Here is a 20,468-nt window from a genome sequence, read left to right on the forward strand (position 1 = left end):
CAAAGCACCTCGTCGTCCCCGCAGAGGCGGGGACCCCGCTTTTCTTGGCCAACGCAGCAAAAGAAAGCGGGGCCCCCGCCTGCGCGGGGGCGACGGGTGGTTCGCGGTTCAGGCTCAACCGGAAACACCAAACCTCAGCCATGCACCAAAAAAGACGGCCCCTGTCCGAGGACAGGAGCCGTTCAGGTTCACATGGAACTGGTAGAAGCGTGCGCCGCTCAGCGGCTCGCGAGCGAGGCACCCGGCAAGGCGCGCTGCTGGGAATAGGCAAGACAACCCGCGCCGCCCTTGCGGACGGTCGAGCACAGAGCCTGCGCCGCGCCGCGATCGAAGCCTTCGGCGGCGACGCGGTAGTAACGCTGGCCGTTCACCTGCGCTTCGGTGATGCGCATGGTGTGGTCCTTGAGCTTCGGATTCTGGGCCTGGAAGATGGCCCAGGCGCGCTTGGCGCCGTCCATCGTCCGGAACGATCCGAGCTGAACGAGATGCGTGGTCGGCTGCGCCGCTGCAAACTTCGGCGCAGCAACGGTACGCGCCGCAATGGCATGGACAGCGGCAGGGCGAGCGGCCGGAGCCGGCTGGACCGTCGTGCTCGCCGCTTCGACAGCGGCCATGCGAACGACCGCCGCTGGAGCAGGTGCCCGAGCCGGTGCAGGCACCGGAGCCGGAGCCGATTCCTCAGGCTGGTTGGCGCCCCAGAAGCTTTCACCCGACTGGACCGCCGGAAGCTCGCCGCCGGCAGCCGGCTTCGGCGCTGCAGCCGCCACCGGAGTGGGCGTATCAGCAATCGCCAGTTGCGCACCATCGGCGGGCTTGTTCAGCGCCAGCATGGCCGGCTGACCCGAATCTCCACGCAGCGGCACGCCCATCAGTCCGGCAATGCGCTCGCGGCTCTTGTCCGCGTCGGCACTCGCAGCCCATTCGTTGAGGCGGGCTTCGAGCTGGTCGCCGGTCAGATCCTGCGAGGCGATCAGGCGCGCTTCGCGCCAGCGGCCGTCGAGGGCATAGGCATAGGCAAGGTTCTGACGCGCCTTGGGCGTCGCCCCGCCGCCGCGCACGACGTCGGTCAGGATCGATACGCCGCTCGCGGGCTGTCCGGCCAGCGCAACGGCCAGTCCGAAGTCGCTCATGGGGATCTTGTCCTGCACGCGCTGAAGCAGTGCCAGCGCCTCGGCATTCCGGCCCGCGCCGATATAGGCGAGCGATGCGCCGAGCGCGGTGTGGGCATCCTCGTCACCCAGCGAGATCGCGTCCTCGAACGTGGTGGCCGCCGAATCGAAGCGTCCCACCGCCAGGTAGGCCTGCGCCAGCATGGCGCGCGAACGGGCATCGCGGGGCGATTTCGCCACGCGCTGTTCGGCTCGGGCGATATCCCTGTCACCCTGCTCGGCGCCCACAGTCACGGGCGCATCGGCGCTGGCGACCGGCGCGTGGCTGGCGCAGCTCACGAGCAGCGCGGCAGCCATGGCCGCGCCCAGCGCGAGCCCGCCGGTCCGGGCGTGCGAAGAATTGAGGCGTTGCATCGGATTGTCCCCCCTAGGACGAGGTCAGCTATGCTTTCCGGCCGATAGAGCCGGGGACGAGATGTCGGCGAATTCGGCAAGATACTTGTCGAGCGCCTCGGTCACGATGACTTGCGCGCTGCGGTTGGTCAGCAGCCCGGCCATCTTGAGGCGGAAGTGGCGTTCTGCGTCGAGACGCAGCGTGAAAGCGGCGCGGCGGCCCTCCGGAACCATCGTGCGCACCGGAGCTGCCGTGCGGTTGATGCGTTCGGCAAGATCCTCGATCTGGCGCAGAACATCGGGCTTGCGCGGCGCGATGCCCGGCATTTCGGGCGTCAGCGAAGCCATCGGCTGGCCGGTCGAGCCATCTTCGCCCGAATCCTCGTCCAGATGCGGCTCGGCGTGGAAAGCCTCGGCAACCGGTGCCTCGTCGAACTGCGCTTCCTCGATGTGGACCGCCACGGGCGCGGCAACCGGCTCAGGCATCGGCGCTTCGGGCACGGCCGAGACCGGCGCCTGCTGCTCGACATCACCCCAATCGTTCCAGCCCAGATCGTCCATCTTGCCCGGATCCGCACGCATCCCGGCCATGCCGAAGGAAGCGGTATCCTGACGGCGCATCGCGGGCCGGGCGCTGCCCTTGCGGGCCAGCAGACTCGGCGAGAGCGACGCGAATGTACGGGGTTCGGTCATCGCGCCGGACATCGTCAGGATCCGACGACGCGGCGGCCGAAGCCACCGACCGGACGCTGTGCGCCCTGCACCACCGGCTGGCCGGGAACCGGCGGCGCCGAGAACACGGTGCGGCGGAAATTCTTTTCGAGACGGTCGGAAATGTAGTTCCACAGCGCCGCGACTTCCTGTGCGGAGCGGCCGTTGGGATCGACTTCCATGACCGTGCGGCCATCGATCATCGAGGCGGCGAAGTCGGTCCGCTGGTGCAGTGTCACCGGCGCCACGGTGCCGTGCTGCGACAACGCGACAGCGGCTTCGGCAGTGATTCGCGCCTTGGGCGTCGCGGCATTGACGACGAAGAGCAGTGGCTTGCCCGAACGCTCGCACAGATCGACAGTGGCGCCCACGGCGCGCAAGTCGTGCGGGCTCGGACGGGTCGGCACCACGATCAGTTCGGATACCGAAATCACGCTCTGGATCGCGAGGGTAATGGCCGGCGGCGTGTCGATCACGGCCAGCTTGAAGCCCTGCTGGCGCAGGACCTGAAGATCGGCGGCGAGGCGCGCCACGGTGGTCTGCGCGAAAGCGGGCAGTTCCGCCTCACGCTCGTTCCACCAGTCCGCCAGCGAGCCCTGCGGGTCGATGTCGATCAGCACGACCGGCCCGGCACCAGCGCGCTGGGCCTGGACGGCAAGATGTCCCGAGAGCGTGGTCTTGCCCGAACCGCCCTTCTGCGATGCCAATGCCAGTACTCGCAAAGCCCTGTCCCCTGAATTCCGCTTAGGAAAGTGAACCTGTCACGAGGAAGGGATTCGCAGATCGTTCCTAATTTAGAGTTAATTAGGTCCACAGCCCCGTGGCGCGCCGCCACCCTGCCCCCAGCTACTCTTCTGGCCTGTCATCGCATCATGGGATCAGGAAAGTATTTACCATGCCGGTTAACGCCAATTTTCGGCAGAGGCCCGCATTGTCCCGCGATCCCACTGGCGTCATCCGTCAATCTTCGCCAAGCATGGCACCCATTCGGAACGGGAATCGGGGCGGGTTCAAGATGCAGAAAATTCTTCGTTTCCTTGCTGCAAATGGCGCCAGAAGCGGCGCCTGCTGCCTGATCGGCGTCCTTGCGGCCACTACCGCCCACGCCGACGTAAAGTCCGGAGTCGATGCCTGGTCGTCCGGCCAATACGATATCGCCGTGCAGCAATGGCGCCCCCTGGCCGACAAGGGCGACGCCGATGCCGAATTCAACCTGGCGCAGGCCTACAAGATGGGCAGAGGCGTGCCGCTCGATCTGGAGCAGGCCGAAACGCTCTATGGCAAAGCCGCCGCGCAGGGCCACGTTCAGGCCGCCGACAACTACGGATTGCTGCTGTTCCAGCGCGGCCAGCGTGAAGAGGCGATGCCCTATATCGCCGCCGCCGCCGCGCGCGGCGATTCGCGGGCGCAGTACATTCTGGGAGTCGCGCACTTCAATGGCGACTTCGTCGAGAAGGACTGGGTGGCCGCCTATGCCTTGGTGAGTCTGGCCCAGCAGGCCGGACTGCCGCAGGCCGCCCGCGCTCTGGCGCAGATGGACGAGCATATTCCGCTGGCGCAGCGGCAGGAGAGCGTGGCGCTGGCATCGAAGATGGCCGCCGAATCGGAGGCCGCACGGGCGCGGCTGGATGCAGCGGCCTCGCTGAACATTCCCGCGACTCGGCCGCAGACCGTGGCTCCGGTCCGCGAGGCTGCGCTATCCGGCGGAACAGCCACGGCCGGTGCCGACTATACGCGCCCTGCCCCCGCGCCTGTCAGCAAACCGGTTGCGATACCCAATGCGGCGCCGGTCGCCCTTGCCCTGCCTTCCGCTTCGGAAAAGCTGCCTACTCCGGAAAAGCCGGTCGCTCCGAAGGAGATCTCGCAGAAAACCGTGACTTCGCCCACGACACAGCACGCACCAGCACAGCACGGCGGCTGGCGGCTTCAACTCGGTGCCTTCGGCGTCGCCGGCAATGCCGACAAGCTCTGGGACAGCCTGTCGAAGCGGCCGGAATTCGCCGGAATTCGCCGCGATATGGTGAAGGGCGGATCGCTCACATTTCTCTATGCCACCGGCTTCGCGAACAAGGGTGAGGCCGACAAGGCCTGCACCGCGCTCCGTTCCTCCGGCCATGAGTGCATCGTAAGCCCGCCGAAATAACCTTCGTCCCGGCGATTGCTGGGCCGCCCACGCTCCCGGACGGAATATCCATGGACTCCCGCGAATCGGAGGCATAGCCTCGCTCGCGGGAGACAGGGGCTATGCCGAAGGCATTGACGGGCGAAAGCGCCCGCGAGGTCCACTACGATAGCGAGGCGTCCGGTGCGGTTCATGCCGTTGACCGGCTGGGTACGCTTGACCTCGTCCGCGGGGTGGCGGTGCTGGGCATCCTTGCGATCAATATTTCCGGCTTCGCAGGCCCTGCAATAGGCAGCGCTTCACCCGGATTTGCAGCAGCCGCCTCTCGTTCCGACGAACTTGCCTATGCACTCGGCTTCCTGTTCTTCGAAGGGAAGATGCGCGCGCTTTTCGCCATGCTGTTCGGCGCGGGAATCGCGCTCTATTGCGAGCGGATGGACGCCGCCGGGCGGGATGGCGACGTCTTGCAGGTGCGCCGCCTCGCCTGGCTCATGCTGCTGGGGCAGTTGCATTATCTGCTGCTGTGGTGGGGCGACATCCTGTTCGTCTATGCCACTTGCGGCATCGCCGTGCTGTTCGTGCGGCGGCAGCCTTGCGCGGTTCTGCTGGGGCTCGCAGCCGGGATCGCGTTGACGGCCTCGATCGTCGACCTCGCCGTTACGGTGCCAATGGCCCGCGCCGAAGAGGCGGTGCGACTGGGCGTCGCCACGCTGGCCGAACGGCATGAAGTCGCCGCGCGACTCGCGCTTTACCGGGAAGCGGCGGAAGCGCAGGCACGGCTCTACCACTCCGGTTTCTGGAACATCGCCGGCACCAAGCTGAGCGACGATCCGTTCTGGCTCGTCACCATGACCCTGCACGCGTGGAGCGAAGTGGTGCCGCTGATGCTGGTCGGCCTCGTGCTCCAGCGCATCGGCGTCGCGCAAGGCGGCGTGCCGCGCCGGACGCTGCTGACCGTGGGAGTGGGCGCGACGGCAGTGGGACTTGCGCTCTCCGCCCTCGCCCTCGGCTGGGCATGGCCGCGTCATTTCCCGCCGATCGCGATGTACATGATGCTCGGCAAGGGTCTGCTGATGCCGCATCTCATGACCGCACTCGGCTACGGCGCGCTGCTGCTGGCTGCCGCTCCGGCGCTGCTGCGCACGCGCCTTGGCATGCGACTCGCTGCCTGCGGGCAAGTGGCGTTCAGCAACTATATCGGCACATCCCTGCTGATGAGCGCGCTGTTCTTCGGCTGGGGACTGGGGCTTTATGGCCGGGTCGGCGCTGCAGAGCAGTGGCTTTTCGTGCTGATCGGCTGGTGCGTGATGCTCTGTTGGAGCGCGCCGTTCCTGCGCCGCTACCGGCGCGGGCCGCTCGAACTGGTCTGGCGATCGCTGGTCGAAGGCTACCTTCTGCCCAATCGCCGCCCGCTATCTAGCTGACTTTTCTTGCGGATTTTCGCCGATTCAGAATGCTATTGCGATCCATTTGCAATTGCATATGATGGGGTTCCAAGAGGATTCGCATATGTACGTTTGCATTTGTAACGCCATCAAGGAAAACGACCTGCGGACCGCCGCACGCTGCTGCCGGGGCGATGCCCACGCGCTCTACGCGGCACTGGGACGGACCCCGCAGTGCGGCCAATGCATCGAGGATGCCGAAGACATCATCGCCGATGAAATGACGGCACTCGACGCACCGCTCAGCGCCGCCGCCTGACGGCACGGCGAATAGTCCTGCGGGATAACCCGGGGTCCTCCTCGGGTTGCCTCCCTTTGTTTAGACGCCCATAATGCCCCTGAAATTTTCAGGAGCATCCCCCATGAAGGGCGACCCGCAGGTCATCGATTTCCTCAACAAGGCGCTCTTCAACGAGCTGACCGCGATCAACCAGTACTGGCTGCACTACCGCATGCTGGACAACTGGGGCATCAAGAAGCTCGCCGAATACGAGCGCCACGAATCGATCGACGAGATGAAGCACGCCGACGTGCTGGCCGATCGCATCCTGTTCCTCGACGGACTCCCCAACTTCCAGGCGCTGGGCAAGCTGCGCATCGGCGAAAGCGTGGAGGAAGTGCTCAAGGCCGACCTCGCGCTGGAATACGATGCGATTCCGCTGCTCAAGGAAGCGATCGCCTACTGCGAAACGGTGCGCGACTACGTCAGCCGCGAGATCTTCGAGCGCATCCTCGAAAGCGAGGAAGAGCATGTCGACTTCCTTGAAAAGCAGTTCGACATGATCGCCCGCATGGGCATCCAGAACTACTGCCAGCTCCAGAGCAAGCCGGCGGAAGACTGACCTCGGACAGGCGCGCGTGTGGACATGGATTTTCTCGCGCGCCTTGGCCTTTCGATACCGCTGATCCAAGCGCCGATGGCGGGCACCTCGACACCCGCCCTTGCCGCCGAAGTCTCGAATGCCGGTGCGCTGGGCTCGCTCGCACTCGGCGCCATCGGCCCTGACGAGGCCCGCCGCCAAATCGCCGACTTGCGCGCCCGCACCGACGGCCCGTTCAATCTCAATCTTTTCGTGCACGAGACGCCCCGCCCCGATCCTGCGGGCGAACAGGCGTGGCTTGACGCTCTGGCACCCCTATTCCGCGAATACGGCGCGCAGCCGCCCGCCGCACTGGAGACGATCTACGACAGCTTCGCCGGAAACACGGCGATGCTGGAGGTCGTGCTGGAGGCGAAACCCGCCGTCGTCAGCTTCCATTTCGGCCTGCCCGATCCCGAGACCATCAGCGCACTCAAGGCGGCAGGCTGTCTGCTGCTTGGCAGCGTCACCAGCCTTGCCGAAGCGGATCTCTCGCTTGCTGCCGGCATCGACGTGCTGGTCGCGCAAGGCTGGGAGGCCGGTGGCCATCGCGGCATGTTCGATCCCGATGCGCGCGACGACCGACTCGGTGCCTTCGCGCTCACGCGGCTGCTGGCGCGCTGGGGCAAGCTGCCGGTCGTCGCGGCTGGCGGGATCATGGACGGCGCCGACATTCGCGCGGCACTGGACCTCGGCGCCGTCGCCGCGCAGCTGGGCACGGCCTTCATCGCCTGCCCCGAAACGAGTGCGGACACCGCCTACCGCGGCCTGCTCGCCTCCGATGCCGCCAGTCACACGGCAATGACGCGCGCGATTTCGGGCCGCCCGGCCCGCTGCCTCGCCAATCGCTTCACGCAGTTCGGCGAGCGTCCGGACCTGCCGCCCGTGCCTGCCTATCCGCGCACCTATCATGCCGGGAAGGCGCTCAGTGCCGCCGCGAAAGCCGCTGGAGAGCCCCTCTACGGCGCGCAATGGGCGGGACAAGGTGCGCCGCTGGCCCGGTCGATACCGGCGGCGCAGCTGGTTGCCCAGCTCGCCGCCGAACTCGGGCTTACGGCTTAGCCGCTTCGGCCGCCGCCGGCTTGTCGGTCCGGTACTTGTCGAACCACGCCAGAATCGCCGAAGCCTTGGCCGCCGACTGAGAGGGCCGCGCGGCAATGCCCCCGTGGCTCGCGCCCGGCACCTTCACCAGCGCCGTGGGCACGCCGCGGATCTGCAAGGCGGCGTAGTACTGCTCGGCCTCGCTCACCGGCGTGCGGTAATCCTCGGAGCCCACCACGACCATCGTCGGCGTCTTGACGTTGCCGACAAGGCTGAGCGGCGAGCGGCGCCAATATTCCATGGGATCTTCCCACGGCTTCTTGTCGAACCAGTAGCGCGAGGTGAAGGTGGTCGCGTCCATCGTCAACGCTTCGCTGATCCAGTTGATCACCGGCTTCTGCGTCACCGCCGCCTTGAAGCGGTCGGTCTTGCCGACGATCCACGCGGTCAGCACGCCGCCGCCCGAGCCGCCGGTAACGAAGAGGTTGTTGGGATCGGCCACCCCGTCCGCGATCGCCGCATCAACGGCGGACATGAGGTCGTCATAGTCGGTGCCCGGATAGGCGCGGTCGATCAGGTTGGCGAAGGCCTCGCCATACGAGGTACTGCCGCGCGGGTTGGTATAGAGCACCGCGTAGCCGTGCGCGGCATAGAGCTGATAGTCGGTCGCGAATCCGGGCGCATAGGCCGTGTTGGGGCCGCCGTGGATTTCAAGGATGAGCGGCGCGCGCTGGCCGGGCTGGAGGCCGGGCGGCGTCACCAGCCAGGCGTCGATCTGGCGCCCGTCCGGCGCGGTGACGGCCAGTTTGCGCACCGGGGCCAGGGCCTTGGCTTCCATCCAGGTGCCGTTGAGATCGGTCAGCTTCCGGCCCGTTCCGCCATTGCTCACCCACAAGTCCGCCGGCCGCGCCGCCGTGCCCGAGGTATAGGCGATGCGCCCGTTGTTCGAGACCGAGAAGGCCCCGCCGGTATAGGGCCGGTCATAGCCGCTGCCCGGGCTCAGCCCTTCGACCGCCGTATGGATCGAACCATCGAGCCCGACCCGGGCAACGTACGTCCGCGCATGATCGTCATACTGGGCAAGGATCGTGGAATTGCCGGACCACGCGATGGAATCGATCGAATGGTCGAAGCTCTTGCTGAGCGGCCGCACGCCCGAACCGTCGATGTTCATGACGTAAAGCTCGGTGTTCTCGTAGGACCGGTTGACGTCGTCATAGCCCAGATAGGCCACGTGCTTGCCATCGGGCGAGACCAGCGCGCCGTTGTCCGGCCCGTTGCGCGTGGTCAGTGCCGAAACCGTCCCGCCGACGACGTCGAGCGCGTAGACTTCCGAATTGTTGACCTCGCGCTCCCAATCGGCACGCCGATTGCCTGAAAACAGGATGCGCTTGCCGTCCGGCGTCCACGAAAGCGGGCCGGAATCGTCGAACTTGCCGAACGTCAACTGGCGCGGCGCGCCGCCGTCGGTCGAGACCAGGAAGATGTGCGCGTAGCCCGGCTGCGCGTAGCCGTCGCCATCGGCGCGATAGGTCACGCGGTCGATCACTTCGAGCGGATCGGCCCACTTGGCGCCTTCCGGCTTGTTCGCGGGCGCCGAACCCAGCTTCAGGCCCTCACCCGGCACGCGCATGGTATAGGCGATCTGCCGACCATCGGGAGACCAGGCAATGCTGCCCGGGCTGTCCGGCAGGTCGGTCACGCGCACCTGCGCCCCGGTGTCCAGCCACAGCACGTAGAGCTGCGGCGCGCCGGTGCCGTCGCTGGAGACGAAGGCCAGCCGCTTGCCGTCCGGCGACCAGACCGGCGAGAAATGCGCGCCCGGTCCGGTCACCAGCGGTCGCTGCGCCCCGCTGGCGGCATCGACGATCCAGAGCGAGGGCACCTGCTTGTCGGTCATCACGTCGGCACTGGAGCGGACGTAGACGATCCGGCTGCCGTCGGGCGAGATCTGCGGATCGGTGACGCCCGAAAGCTTGAACAGATCATCCGGCGTGAAGCCGCGCTCGGGCCCCGCGGCGGCCGCATCGTCAGCCAGCGCGGGCGCGAGGGGAACGACGGCGCAGCCAAGTGCAAGGACGGCAAGACGAAGGGCGAATGGGGTGCGCAAGGCGGCGATCTCCGGTTCTCGTTATGGGATGAGCGGAAAGGCCCCTGTGTCCCCCGCCCGGCCGCCCTGTCTCGCCCAGTCGCCTGAAAAAATCCACCCCGCAGCCGATCCGGACTGGCCAAGGCTGAAATCGTGCTAAGACAGGAGCATGGAGAGTCCACGACCGCAGCCGCCCTACCGTCTCGAAGATTACGGCTTCGCCTTCCTCGTCATCCTCGTTTCCATTGCCTTCGCATGGCTGCTCATGCCCTATTTCGGCGCCGTTCTGTGGGGCGTCGTGGCGGCAATCCTGTTCGAGCCGCTGACCCACCGTTTCTCGCAGAACATGGGCGGCCGGCCCAATACCGCTGCCGGGCTTATGCTGCTGATGCTGCTGGCGCTGTTCATCATTCCCGCCATCCTGCTGGGCATCAGCCTGGTGCAGGAAGTGACCGTCATTTACGACAAGGTCGCCTCCGGCCAGATCGACATCGGCCAGACCGTCGCCAAGCTGCGGTCATCGCTGCCGGATTCGGTGGAGGGACTGGTCGAACGCTACGGCCTTGCCGACTTCGAATCGCTGCGCCGCCAGTTCGGCGCGGGGATCGCAACCGGGCTTCAGGGATTGGCCACGCAGCTGGTTTCGGCCGGGCAAGGCGCGCTCAGCTTTCTCGCGGCGCTGGGCGTGATGCTCTACCTCACCTTCTTCCTGCTGCGCGACGGCCGCCGCTACGGCGAACTGATCCGCGAGGCCATGCCCCTGCGCCCGCACCTGCGCGACCGGCTGATCGTGAATTTCATCGTCGTCGTGCGTGCGACGATGAAGGGCACCGTCGTCGTCGCCATCCTGCAAGGCCTTGTCGGCGGGATCATCTTCTCGTTGCTGGGCATCCCCGGCTCGCTCCTGTGGGGCGTGCTGATGGGTTTCTTCTCGCTGCTTCCCGCCGTGGGTACGGGCCTCGTCTGGGTGCCCATGTCGCTTTACCTGCTGGCCACCGGCCACATCTGGCACGGCGCGATCCTCGCTTTTTGCGGGATGTTCGTGATCGGCATGATCGACAACCTGCTGCGCCCGATCCTGGTAGGCCGCGACACGCGCCTGCCCGACTTCGTGGTCTTGATCGCGACGCTGGCAGGGCTTCAGGTGTTCGGTCTCAACGGCTTCATCGTCGGGCCGGTGATCGCCGCCCTGTTCATCTCGGTCTGGGGCCTGATGAGCGAGATGCGCAACAGCCGCGGCATGATCGATCCCCGCGCCATCGAGCACGAAGACGCGAACATGACCGCCGACCAGCCACAGCCGGACGCGGAAACGGCAGCGCACCCGTCCTGAGGACGAACGCGCTGCCGTTTTGTAACCTGCTTACTTGTTGGCGAACGGGTTCTTGGCGCTGCGCAAGTTGAGGCGGATCGGCACCGCGTCAAAGCCCAGTTCGCGGCGAATGCCGTTGATCAGATAGCGGCGATAACTCTCGGGCAACAGGTCGAGGCGGGTACCGAACAGCACGAAGCCCGGCGGGCGGGTCTTGGCTTGCGTGATGTAGCGCAGCTTGATGCGCTTGCCGCCCGGCGCCGGCGGCGGATTGGCCGAAAGCGCATCGTCGAACCAGCGGTTGAGCGCGGCGGTCGGCACGCGCTTGCTCCAGGCTTCGCGAATCGAGAAACCGGCAGCGATCAGTTCGTCCAGACCCTTGCCGGTCCGCGCCGAAACCGCGAGCAGCGGCACGCCGCGCACCTGTGCCAGACCCTCGTCCAGCGCCCCGCGAATGCCGTTGAACAGGGCCGAGGCGCCTTCGGCCACGTCCCACTTGTTGATCGCGATAATCAGCGCGCGGCCTTCTTCCAGCACCTTGGAGGCGATGGTGAGGTCCTGATGCTCCAGCCCGCGCGTGGCGTCGAGCAACAGCACCACGACTTCGGCGAAGTCGATGGCATGGCGCGCGTCGGCCACGGCCATGCGCTCCAGCTTCTCGGTCACATTGGCGCGCTTGCGCATGCCGGCGGTATCGATCAGGCTGACCTGCCGCACTTCCTGCGTCTTGGGATCGGTCCATTCCCAGTCCACCGTGATCGAATCGCGGGTAATTCCCGCTTCCGGCCCGGTGAGCAGGCGGTCCTCACCCAAAATGCGATTGATCAGTGTGGATTTGCCCGCATTCGGACGGCCGACGATGGCCAGCTTGAGCGGCCGGCGCAGCAGCGCTTCGTCGTCCACTTCCTCCGGGAACTCCGGCTCTTCGGGCTGGAGCGAATCGAGATGTGGCAGCAGAGCCTCGAAGAGGTCGGCCATGCCGACGCCGTGCTCGGCCGAAAACGTGATCGGCTCGCCAAGGCCCAGCGAATAGGCTTCGAGCACGCCGCCCTCGCCCGCGCGGCCCTCGGCCTTGTTGGCCAGCAGCACCACAGGCACCGGCGAGGCGCGCAGCCACTGACCGATCTCCTCGTCCAGCGGCGTGAGGCCCGCGCGCGCGTCGACCACGAACAGCGCCACATCGGCGGTTTCCAGCGCGGCTTCGGTCTGCTTGCGCATCCGGCCCGGCAGGGTTTCGGCCTCGTCATCCTCCCAACCGGCAGTGTCGACGATCTGGAACTTGAGCCCCAGCAGTTCCGCATCGCCGAAGCGGCGGTCACGCGTGACGCCCGGCTGATCGTCGACAAGCGCAAGCTTTTTGCCGATGAGCCGATTGAACAGCGTGGACTTGCCGACGTTGGGTCGGCCGATGATGATCACCTGGGGAAGCATATAAGAACTCGATAAAGGATTCGCGCCGATAGGGGAATTCGGCGCAAATGGAAACGCCCCGCGTTCCGCTAATGCGAAGTCAGGCGTCAAGGCCGGGCGATTCCGCAAATCGCGGCAGATCGAAAAAAGGCAACCGGCAGTCGGGATCGGCACTTGAAGCGACGATCTTATGCGGATTCGCGGCCGAAATAGTTACCGCGCCGTTAACCACACTATTCAGGAAGCCCCTAACCCTCTCCGCCGAACATGGCAAACATGAAGGGTTACCGCAGATTCATCATCTTAGGCCTCGCTCTCGCGGCGGCAGCACCGGCGAGCGCGCGCTCGGCGATCGACGACGTCATGGCCGGGGCAGACGGCGGCGGGAGCGAGATCAAGGGTCCCGACTACCTCGAATGCGTGCCCTATGCGCGGCGGCTTTCGGGCATCCGGATCTTTGGCGACGCCCATACCTGGTGGGATCAGGCGCAAGGCCGCTATGCCACCGGCCACCGGCCTCGTGTCGGCGCGGTCATGGCGATTCCGGCCTATGCGAACTCGCACCTCGGCCATGTCGCGACAGTCAGCCGCATCGTCGATTCGCGTACGATCCTGATCAGCCATGCCAACTGGTCCCCCATCGAGGGACGGCGCGGCCAGGTCGAGGACAATGTCACCGCGCTCGACGTGTCGCCGGACAACGACTGGAGCGAAGTGCGCATCTGGTACGCGCCGATCCACAACCTCGGCACCACGCACTGGCCGGTCGAGGGCTTCATCTACAATGCGAAGCCCGGCGCCGTGAAGGACCTGGGCCAGTCCCGGCTCGAATCGGTATCGGGCGAGGACGCGGCAACGCCCGTCCCCGCCAGTCCGCCGGAAACCGAGATCAAACCCACGAAAAAGGGCCGCCGCAGCGACCCCATCGGCGCGATTATCGCCGGAACCTATCGTTGAGCGGGGATTGAGGAAAAACGGGCCGCGTCGTGGCGGCCCGATTTCCATTCAAGCCGCGATCAGAGCTTGGCGACAGGCGCGCCCTCGCCAAGGTCCTCGTACCAGGCTTCGACCGGGCCCGAGAGCTTGACGGTCAGCGGATTACCCTTGCGATCGAGGGTCTTGCCCGCCTGCACGCGCACCCAGCCTTCGGAAATGCAATATTCCTCGACATTGGTGCGCACCACGCCCTTGAAGCGGATGCCGACGCCGCGTTGCAGCTTGTCGGCGTCGAAAAACGCGCTCTTCGAGTGGATGGCAAGGCGGTCGGGCGGCACGTCGGGGCCGACGTTGGTCTCTTCGGTCATGGCCCGCGATTTAATTCACCATGGCCGCTTGTCAATTCGATCCGACTCATCTAGAGGCGCGCTTCCGCATCGGACACAGTCCATTCGGCGGGCGCGTAGCTCAGTGGTAGAGCACACCCTTCACACGGGTGGGGTCGCAGGTTCAATCCCTGCCGCGCCCACCATCCTCTTCAGGATGGCACTTTTCTCTTTTCCCACAAAGACTTGAACGCAGCATCGGACCCCAGCGGGTCCGCCGCGAAGACGCGTGCGCCCTCGCGGCGGATGCATGTTCACATGCGGCTGCCCACCAGCGTCGGGCGAAAACCCGTCTGCGCGGGCATCATGCGAAATCGATCCGCTTCCGCCGCCAGAGACGCCACTTCGGACGTCAGATTGCGCGCCGCTGCCGAAGTCTGCTCGACCATGGCCGCGTTCTGCTGAGTCGAATGGTCCATCGCGCCGACCGCCGCGTTGATTTCGCTGATGGCAGCGGCCTGCGCATCGTTGTCGGCCGCGATCAGCCCGGCAAGGCGCGTAACTTCCTCACCTGAGGCAGAAATCACCCCGAACGCCGAATCGACCTTGTGGACGGCCTCCACCGCCACTTCGATATCGGTCTGGGTAACGCCAAGTTGGTCGCGGGCGCGCTTCGATTCCTCCTCGGCCCGCATCGCCAGCGCCGAAACGAGATCGGCTACGACCGCGAACCCGCGCCCGGCATCGCCTGCCCGGCCTGCCTCGACCGCCGCGTTCATCGCCAGAACGCGGGTCTGGAACGCGATCTTGTCGAGCCCCTCGATCACTGCGTCGATGCCCTTGGCGCTGTCGCTCACCCGGCTCATCGCCTCCACCGCCGCATCGGTCCGCGCGCGCCCTTCGGACACCGCCGTCATCGCCTGCCCGGACGTAGAGACCGAGAGCGCCGCTGCCTCGGCCGTGGCCTTGAGCCGATGGTCGATCTGCTGGATCGCCGCAGCCGTCTGTTCGAGGCTGGCAGCATTGGCTTCCGTGCGCCGCGCGAGATCCTCGGACGCCTGCGCGATCTCCCGCGAGCCGACGAGGCTGTTCTGCGTGCCGGATTTCACCGATCCCAGCAGCCCGCGAAGACTGGCGAGCGCCTCGTTGAAGCTCTCCTTGAGCGCGGCATATTCGCCCGGATAGTTCTCGACGATGTCCGCCGTCAGATCCCCCTCGGAAAGACGGCGAAAATTCTCGGCCATGCCCTGCACGACTTGCGCATTGCGCTGCGCTTCCTCGCCTTTGACGATTTCGGCCTGCGCGGTCGTGCGGAAGGTGAACATCGCCTGCGTCATGCGGCCCACACAGTCGCGATAGTGGGTATACTCGATCGGACTATCGAGATCGCCTGCAGCCAGTCCCTCCATGCGTACCACCGTGCCGACGTAAGGCCCGGCAATCGCCTCTCGATAGAGGTGGCTGAGCAGTGCGGCGATAACGGTCGCGCCGAGAACCGCCCAGCCGGCCTGACCTGCCCCAAGGTCCATGCCCGCAAGCCCGCTCGCAGCCGTCAGCGTGACCAGACTGCCGAATGCAATCAACAATTTAAGGCGAATAGGTGCATTTGCTCTGAACCATTCCATAGTGTTTCACCCCATCCCGCCCGCTTGAGCCGGAACCGTTCCAGCTTTCGCGGGCTCCCGGATTCGTTATAGGTGGGGCGCCAGGGCCTTCCGCTGCGATCAATTCTCAACAGCAGTGTCGAAAGTACAACTTTCAGTATTTTAATGGTTCTTTTCCGGTGAACGGTGTCGCCGAACTTGTACGCCGGGCCCGCCCCTCAACTCTGCCGCCGACTTCGGCGCAAAGGTTGCGGCCCAATCTTGCGCCTGCGGGCGCGAGACGGCATAGCCCCGCCCCATGCACGATATCCGCCTGATCCGCGAGAATCCCGAAGGGTTCGACGCCGGCCTCGCCCGCCGTGGGGCCCTCCCCGTGGCCGCTGACATCCTCGCGCTCGACGAGCAGCGCCGCTCGGTCGCGACACGCATGCAGGAAGGGCAGAATCGCCGCAACGAGGCTTCGAAGGCGATCGGCAAGGCCATGGGCCAGGGCGACAGCGCCACGGCCGAAGCGCTGAAGGCCGAAGTCGCTCAGCTCAAGGACACCCTCCCCGCGCTCGAAGCCGAGGAAAAGGAGCTTTCCGCGCGGCTTCACAATGCACTCGCGGGCCTGCCCAACATCCCCGTTGCCGAAGTGCCGGACGGCGAGGACGAGACGCAGAACGTCGAAGTGGCCAAGTGGGGCACGCCGGGCACGTTCGCGTTCGAGCCCAAGGAACATGCCGACCTCGGCCCGGCACTCGGCCTCGATTTCGAGACCGGCGCGAAGATTTCCGGCGCGCGCTTCACCTTCCTCAAGGGCCAGATGGCCCGCCTGCACCGCGCGCTCGCACAGTTCATGCTGGACACGCAGACCGCCACCAACGGCTACATGGAATGCATCGTGCCGCTGCTGGTGAAGGACGAGGCCGTGTTCGGCACCGGCCAGCTTCCCAAGTTCTCGGAAGACCTGTTCAAGACGACCGACGGCCGCTGGCTGATCCCCACCGCCGAAGTCTCGCTGACCAATGCGGTGCAGGACGAGATCGTCGATCTCGAAACCCTGCCGCTGCGCATGACCGCGCTGACCCCCTGCTTCCGCTCGGAAGCGGGCGCGGCGGGCCGCGACACGCGCGGGTTCATCCGTCAGCACCAGTTCGAGAAAGTCGAACTCGTCACCGTCTGCCAGCCCGATCAGTCGGAAGCCGAGCACGAGCGCATGGTTGCTGCCGCCGAATCGATCCTTCAGGCGCTGGAACTGCCCTATCGCAAGGTGCTGCTCTGCGCCGGCGACATGGGCGCCACCGCGAAGAAGACGTTCGACCTTGAAGTCTGGCTGCCGGGTCAGGCCGCCTACCGCGAGATCAGCTCGATCTCGAACTGCGGCGACTATCAGGCCCGCCGCATGAACGCGCGCTACAAGCCCGAAGGCTCGAAGAAGACCGAGTTCCTGCATACGCTCAACGGCTCGGGCCTAGCGGTTGGCCGCACGCTCGTCGCCGTGCTGGAGAACTATCAGCAGGAAGACGGCTCGGTACTGGTGCCCGAGGCGCTCAAGCCGTGGATGGGCGGGATAGAGAAGCTGGAGCCCTGCTTCTAAGGGGCTTCGACAAGCTCAGCCTGAGCGGATTTGAGAGGCCTGTCCTCCAAGTTCACGCAGGCTGAGCCTCCCCTCCGCTCATCCTGAGCTTGTCGAAGGATGAATGGATCGGCGCTTCGCTTGGACCACCAGGCCCTGCGCCACATTGCAAGAGAGACACCATGCGCATCCTGCTCACCAACGACGACGGCATCAACGCCCCCGGCCTCTATGTGCTGGAGAAGATCGCCGCGCAGCTTTCGGACGACATCTGGATCTGCGCGCCGAGCGAGGAACAGTCCGGCGCCGGCCACTCGCTGACGCTGACCCGCCCCGTGCGCATGCGCGAGCACGCGCCCAAGCGCTTCTCGGTGACGGGCACGCCCACAGATTCGGTGACCATGGGCATCAAGAAGGCCATGCCCGGACCGCCCGATCTGATCCTCTCCGGCGTCAATCGCGGCGCCAACCTCGGCGACGACGTGACTTATTCGGGCACTGTCTCGGCGGCGATGGAAGGCGCGCTGGCGGGCATCCGCTCGATCGCGCTGAGCCAGGTCTATTCGGGCGAAGGGCACGGCAACAACGTCAGCTTCTCGGCCGCCGAGGCATGGGGCGCGAAAGTCCTGAAGCCGCTGCTCGACGCGCCGTTCGCGCCGCGCACGCTGATCAACGTGAACTTCCCGCCGCTCGCCGCCGAGGACGTGAAGGGCATCCGCGTGGTCCGTCAGGGCTTCCATGACTATGCGCGCGGTTCGGTGGTCGAGGGCATGGATCCGCGCGGGTTCCCGTATTACTGGTTCGGCCTCCACGGCATCGAGCATACGCTGGGCCACAACAGCGACTTGGAAGCCATTGCCGAAGGCTACATTTCGGTAACACCGCTCCAACTCGACCTTACCCACGACGCCTCGCTGGCGCAGATCGCGAGCCGCTACACGGCATGATCCGCCGCGCGTTTCCCCTGTTTGCGGCGCTGGCGTTGGCCGGTTCGCCTGCCTTCGCCTCGACCAAGGCGGAGACGGTGCACGTCGTCGCGCCGGGGGAAACGCTGAACGGCATCGCCAACCGCGCCGGGGTTTCGGCGAGCGCCATCGTCAAGGCCAACGGGCTCAAGCAGCCCTACACGGTCAAGGCCGGCCAGAAGCTGACGATCCCGCGCGGGAACACCGGCCCATCGGCCCCCAAAAAGACCGCCTCCGTCGAGCCCGCCCCCGAACCGACCGCTGCCGCCTCCAACCGGACCGCCGCGAAAGCGCAAGTCGTGGCTCGCAACGCCGCTGCTGCCTCGGCCCAGACCGAGGAAATCCATGTCGTCGAGCCGGGCGAGACGCTCGGCGGCATTGCCGAGCGCGCCAAAGTCGCGCGGGTGCTCATCATCGAGGCGAATGGCCTGCGGCCGCCATACGCCGTGAAGACCGGGCAGAACCTCAGGATTCCGCGCACGCGCCGCCACTCGGTCAAGTCCGGCGAGACCGGCTTTTCGATCGCGTACCAATATGCGGTGCCGTGGGAACAGGTCGCGCTCGCCAACGGGCTCGATCCGCAGAAGCCGGTCAAAGTCGGCCAGTCGCTGCTGATCCCGACGCTGGTCGAGACGAAGGCGCCGGCACCCGTGACGCCTCCGGCCAAAGTTTCAGTCACGGCGGCTGAACCGACCGAAAAGGCCCCGCCGCGCGCGTCCAGCCGCTTCCTGTGGCCTGTCGCCGGAAAGCTCGGCCGCCGCTTTGCCTCGGGCGCCGATCCGCACGACGGCATCGACATCAAGGCCCCCGCAGGCACCATGGTCCGCGCCGCCGCCGCTGGTACCGTGAAGTTCGCCGGCAGCGAGAAGCAGCAGTTCGGCAATCTTGTCGTGCTCGATCACGGCGGCGGATGGTTCACCGCTTACGGCTTCCTCAGCCGCGTCACCGTCAAGGATGGCGCCAAGGTCGCCGCCGGGGAGCGCGTGGGCCTTGTCGGCAATACCGGCCTGGCCAAGGGCGACGAACTGCACTTCGAAGTGCGCCGCGATGGCAAGCCCGTCGATCCGCTGGACGAGTTGCCCAAGGCCCCCTAACCTGCCGGGGCATGTCGAAAAGACGCCCCGTTCGTGCGGTTTTCAGGCCGCTGCGTCGCTCGCTGGCGGTTCCGGTCTGGGCCGATGCCGCGCTGCGACTGGGCGCGGCGTTCCTGCTGATCTTCATCGTCATCATGGTTCACTGGGCTGACCGGACCGGACTGAACGACGCGCACGACGGGCAGGTCAGTTTTCTCGACGTCGTCTACTTCACGATGATCTCGATCACGACGACCGGTTTTGGAGACATCGCGCCGGTCAGCGACCGCGCGCGGCTGATCGAGGCCGTGCTGGTCACGCCGATCCGCCTTGCGGTGATCACCATTTTCGTCGGCACGGCCTACAACTTCTTCATCAAGCGCAGCTGGGAGACTTGGCGCATGAAGCAGATCCAGGAGCGGCTTGAGGGCCACATCGTCGTGCTCGGCTTCGGCGTCAGCGGCTCGGAAGCGGTGAAGGAACTGGTCGAACGCGGTACCGACCCGGCGCGCATCGTCGTCGTCGATCCGGCGCAGGCCCGGCTCTCCCTTGCGGAGGGATTGGGTTGCAACGTCCTGCAAGGCGATGCCACGCGGGACGAAATCCAGAACGCCGTGCGCGTGGGAACGGCCAGCACCGTGCTGGTTTCGGCGGGGCGGGACGATACTTCGGTGCTGATCGTGCTCACCACGCGCCATCTTGCGCCCGATGTGCCGATCACCGTGGTGATCCGCGCCGATGACAACGAATTGCTTGCCCGGCAGGCGGGCGCCAACAACGTCATCAACCCGGTGCGTTTTACCGGCCTCTTGCTGGCGGGTTCGGCCGAAGGGCAGCACGTGGCCGAATATCTGTCGGACCTCGCCTCGGTGGCGGGGCGCGTGCAACTGGTCGAGCGCCCGGTGCTGCCCAGCGAAGTCGGCGGGCCGCTGGACCGGCTTGCCAGCGGCGGGCGCGGCCTCAGGATCTATCGCGAAAACCGCACGATCGGCTTCTGGGAAGACGAGGCCAAAGTGCTGCGATCCGGCGACGTAGTGGTCGAGATTGCGCCCACCACGCCTTCGGACGATCATTCGTCAGGGCATTCGTCAGGCTAGCGCCCAGAACACCAGTCCCATCGCCAGATAGGCGATCAGCCAGAACGCGCAATCGACCACGCGCTTCAGCGGCTCGGTCGATTGCCTCAGATGCGTCAGCCAGACCGCCGGAATGACGAAGAAAATGGCAATCCCGCCGCTCTGCATGAAATAGAGCCAGGGCTTGGCCGCCAGCGTGGCCTCTCCGAGGCGGGCGAAATTGTGGCCGAGCATGATCGACGCCAGCAGCATGACCAGCCCGACGACGCCGTAATTGGCCGTACGCTTCGAATTGCCCGGGAAGAGTTGCCGCCCCGTGCGGAACATCGGCCCATGCCAGACCAGACCGACCGCAATCGCGAGCGCGGCCGCAAGGAACACTGCCAGCCAGTTCACCGGACCCATTGCAATCCCTTTCCGTTCATTCGGCCGCATCCG

At 66.1% G+C, this 20,468-nt stretch carries 19 protein-coding genes and 1 tRNA gene; 12 read left to right on the forward strand and 8 right to left on the reverse strand.

Annotated features, from left to right (window positions below):
- Window positions 1-218 precede the first annotated feature (218 nt).
- The 3 genes from EDF56_RS09300 to EDF56_RS09310 are packed head-to-tail and all read right to left on the reverse strand — an operon-like array spanning window position 219 to window position 2,935.
- Window positions 219-1,523 carry an SPOR domain-containing protein gene (locus EDF56_RS09300; RefSeq protein WP_132386632.1) on the reverse strand — a complete coding sequence of 435 codons (1,305 nt, stop codon included), beginning with the start codon at window positions 1,521-1,523 and terminating at the stop codon, window positions 219-221.
- A 24-nt stretch (window positions 1,524-1,547) separates the two neighbouring features.
- Complete coding sequence (locus EDF56_RS09305; RefSeq protein ID WP_132386634.1) at window positions 1,548-2,195, reverse strand: hypothetical protein; 648 nt, start codon at window positions 2,193-2,195, stop codon at window positions 1,548-1,550.
- A 14-nt stretch (window positions 2,196-2,209) separates the two neighbouring features.
- Window positions 2,210-2,935 (reverse strand): ParA family protein, encoded by a 726-nt coding sequence (locus tag EDF56_RS09310; protein WP_132386636.1) that lies wholly within the window; start codon window positions 2,933-2,935, stop codon window positions 2,210-2,212.
- Window positions 2,936-3,228: 293 nt separating this feature from the next.
- Here EDF56_RS09310 and EDF56_RS09315 point away from each other — a divergent pair, with 293 nt between their 5' ends.
- From EDF56_RS09315 to EDF56_RS09335, 5 genes are all read left to right on the forward strand, one after another.
- Window positions 3,229-4,356, forward strand: coding sequence for an SPOR domain-containing protein (locus EDF56_RS09315; RefSeq protein ID WP_132386638.1), 1,128 nt, complete (start codon window positions 3,229-3,231; stop codon window positions 4,354-4,356).
- 101 nt (window positions 4,357-4,457) lie between these two features.
- On the forward strand, window positions 4,458-5,759 hold the full coding sequence (locus EDF56_RS09320; RefSeq protein WP_132386640.1) for a DUF418 domain-containing protein: 1,302 nt from the start codon (window positions 4,458-4,460) through the stop codon (window positions 5,757-5,759).
- A gap of 85 nt (window positions 5,760-5,844) precedes the next feature.
- Window positions 5,845-6,039 (forward strand): (2Fe-2S)-binding protein, encoded by a 195-nt coding sequence (locus EDF56_RS09325; protein WP_132386642.1) that lies wholly within the window; start codon window positions 5,845-5,847, stop codon window positions 6,037-6,039.
- A gap of 103 nt (window positions 6,040-6,142) precedes the next feature.
- The gene (gene bfr / locus EDF56_RS09330; protein WP_132386644.1) at window positions 6,143-6,622 is read left to right on the forward strand and encodes a bacterioferritin; all 480 of its coding nucleotides are present in this window, start codon (window positions 6,143-6,145) and stop codon (window positions 6,620-6,622) included.
- Window positions 6,623-6,646: 24 nt separating this feature from the next.
- A complete protein-coding gene (locus EDF56_RS09335) occupies window positions 6,647-7,702 on the forward strand; it encodes a nitronate monooxygenase (protein WP_132386646.1) in 1,056 nt (351 codons plus the stop codon).
- Here the strand turns inward: EDF56_RS09335 and EDF56_RS09340 are convergent.
- Window positions 7,692-9,791 carry a S9 family peptidase gene (locus EDF56_RS09340; RefSeq protein ID WP_132386648.1) on the reverse strand — a complete coding sequence of 700 codons (2,100 nt, stop codon included), beginning with the start codon at window positions 9,789-9,791 and terminating at the stop codon, window positions 7,692-7,694. The genes EDF56_RS09335 and EDF56_RS09340 overlap by 11 nt on opposite strands.
- A 148-nt stretch (window positions 9,792-9,939) precedes the next feature.
- Here EDF56_RS09340 and EDF56_RS09345 point away from each other — a divergent pair, with 148 nt between their 5' ends.
- Window positions 9,940-11,103, forward strand: coding sequence for an AI-2E family transporter (locus EDF56_RS09345; RefSeq protein ID WP_132386650.1), 1,164 nt, complete (start codon window positions 9,940-9,942; stop codon window positions 11,101-11,103).
- A gap of 30 nt (window positions 11,104-11,133) precedes the next feature.
- On the opposite strand, the gene der is transcribed toward EDF56_RS09345, so the two are convergent.
- Window positions 11,134-12,513 (reverse strand): ribosome biogenesis GTPase Der, encoded by a 1,380-nt coding sequence (gene der / locus EDF56_RS09350; protein ID WP_132386652.1) that lies wholly within the window; start codon window positions 12,511-12,513, stop codon window positions 11,134-11,136.
- A 255-nt stretch (window positions 12,514-12,768) separates the two neighbouring features.
- On the opposite strand from der, the gene EDF56_RS09355 reads away from it, so the two are divergent.
- Window positions 12,769-13,449, forward strand: a complete 681-nt coding sequence (locus tag EDF56_RS09355; protein ID WP_132386654.1) for a CHAP domain-containing protein — start codon at window positions 12,769-12,771, stop codon at window positions 13,447-13,449.
- A 59-nt stretch (window positions 13,450-13,508) separates the two neighbouring features.
- Here EDF56_RS09355 and EDF56_RS09360 read toward each other — a convergent pair whose 3' ends face one another.
- Window positions 13,509-13,796, reverse strand: a complete 288-nt coding sequence (locus EDF56_RS09360) for a DUF3297 family protein (RefSeq protein WP_132386656.1) — start codon at window positions 13,794-13,796, stop codon at window positions 13,509-13,511.
- Between the two features lie 89 nt (window positions 13,797-13,885).
- Here EDF56_RS09360 and EDF56_RS09365 point away from each other — a divergent pair.
- Window positions 13,886-13,960: transfer RNA gene (locus EDF56_RS09365), tRNA-Val, on the forward strand.
- 108 nt (window positions 13,961-14,068) lie between these two features.
- Here EDF56_RS09365 and EDF56_RS09370 read toward each other — a convergent pair.
- The gene (locus tag EDF56_RS09370; protein WP_347812977.1) at window positions 14,069-15,340 is read right to left on the reverse strand and encodes a methyl-accepting chemotaxis protein; all 1,272 of its coding nucleotides are present in this window, start codon (window positions 15,338-15,340) and stop codon (window positions 14,069-14,071) included.
- Window positions 15,341-15,656: 316 nt separating this feature from the next.
- Here EDF56_RS09370 and serS point away from each other — a divergent pair, with 316 nt between their 5' ends.
- The 4 genes from serS (at window position 15,657) to EDF56_RS09390 (ending at window position 20,051) form a co-directional block, all read left to right on the forward strand.
- Window positions 15,657-16,937 (forward strand): serine--tRNA ligase, encoded by a 1,281-nt coding sequence (gene serS, locus EDF56_RS09375; protein WP_132386660.1) that lies wholly within the window; start codon window positions 15,657-15,659, stop codon window positions 16,935-16,937.
- 161 nt (window positions 16,938-17,098) lie between these two features.
- The gene (gene surE, locus EDF56_RS09380; protein WP_132386662.1) at window positions 17,099-17,863 is read left to right on the forward strand and encodes a 5'/3'-nucleotidase SurE; all 765 of its coding nucleotides are present in this window, start codon (window positions 17,099-17,101) and stop codon (window positions 17,861-17,863) included.
- Entirely contained in the window at window positions 17,860-18,975 is a 1,116-nt protein-coding gene (locus EDF56_RS09385; RefSeq protein ID WP_132386663.1) for a LysM peptidoglycan-binding domain-containing M23 family metallopeptidase, read from the forward strand. The genes surE and EDF56_RS09385 overlap by 4 nt, the downstream gene beginning before the upstream one ends.
- Window positions 18,976-18,986: 11 nt before the next feature.
- Window positions 18,987-20,051, forward strand: coding sequence for a potassium channel family protein (locus EDF56_RS09390; RefSeq protein ID WP_132386665.1), 1,065 nt, complete (start codon window positions 18,987-18,989; stop codon window positions 20,049-20,051).
- Here the strand turns inward: EDF56_RS09390 and EDF56_RS09395 are convergent.
- On the reverse strand, window positions 20,043-20,435 hold the full coding sequence (locus tag EDF56_RS09395; RefSeq protein ID WP_132386667.1) for a DUF1761 domain-containing protein: 393 nt from the start codon (window positions 20,433-20,435) through the stop codon (window positions 20,043-20,045). The two genes, EDF56_RS09390 and EDF56_RS09395, sit on opposite strands and share 9 nt — an antisense overlap.
- Window positions 20,436-20,468: the final 33 nt, after the last annotated feature.

The organism is Novosphingobium sp. PhB165, from assembly GCF_004341845.1.
Classification (GTDB): Bacteria; Pseudomonadota; Alphaproteobacteria; order Sphingomonadales; family Sphingomonadaceae; genus Novosphingobium.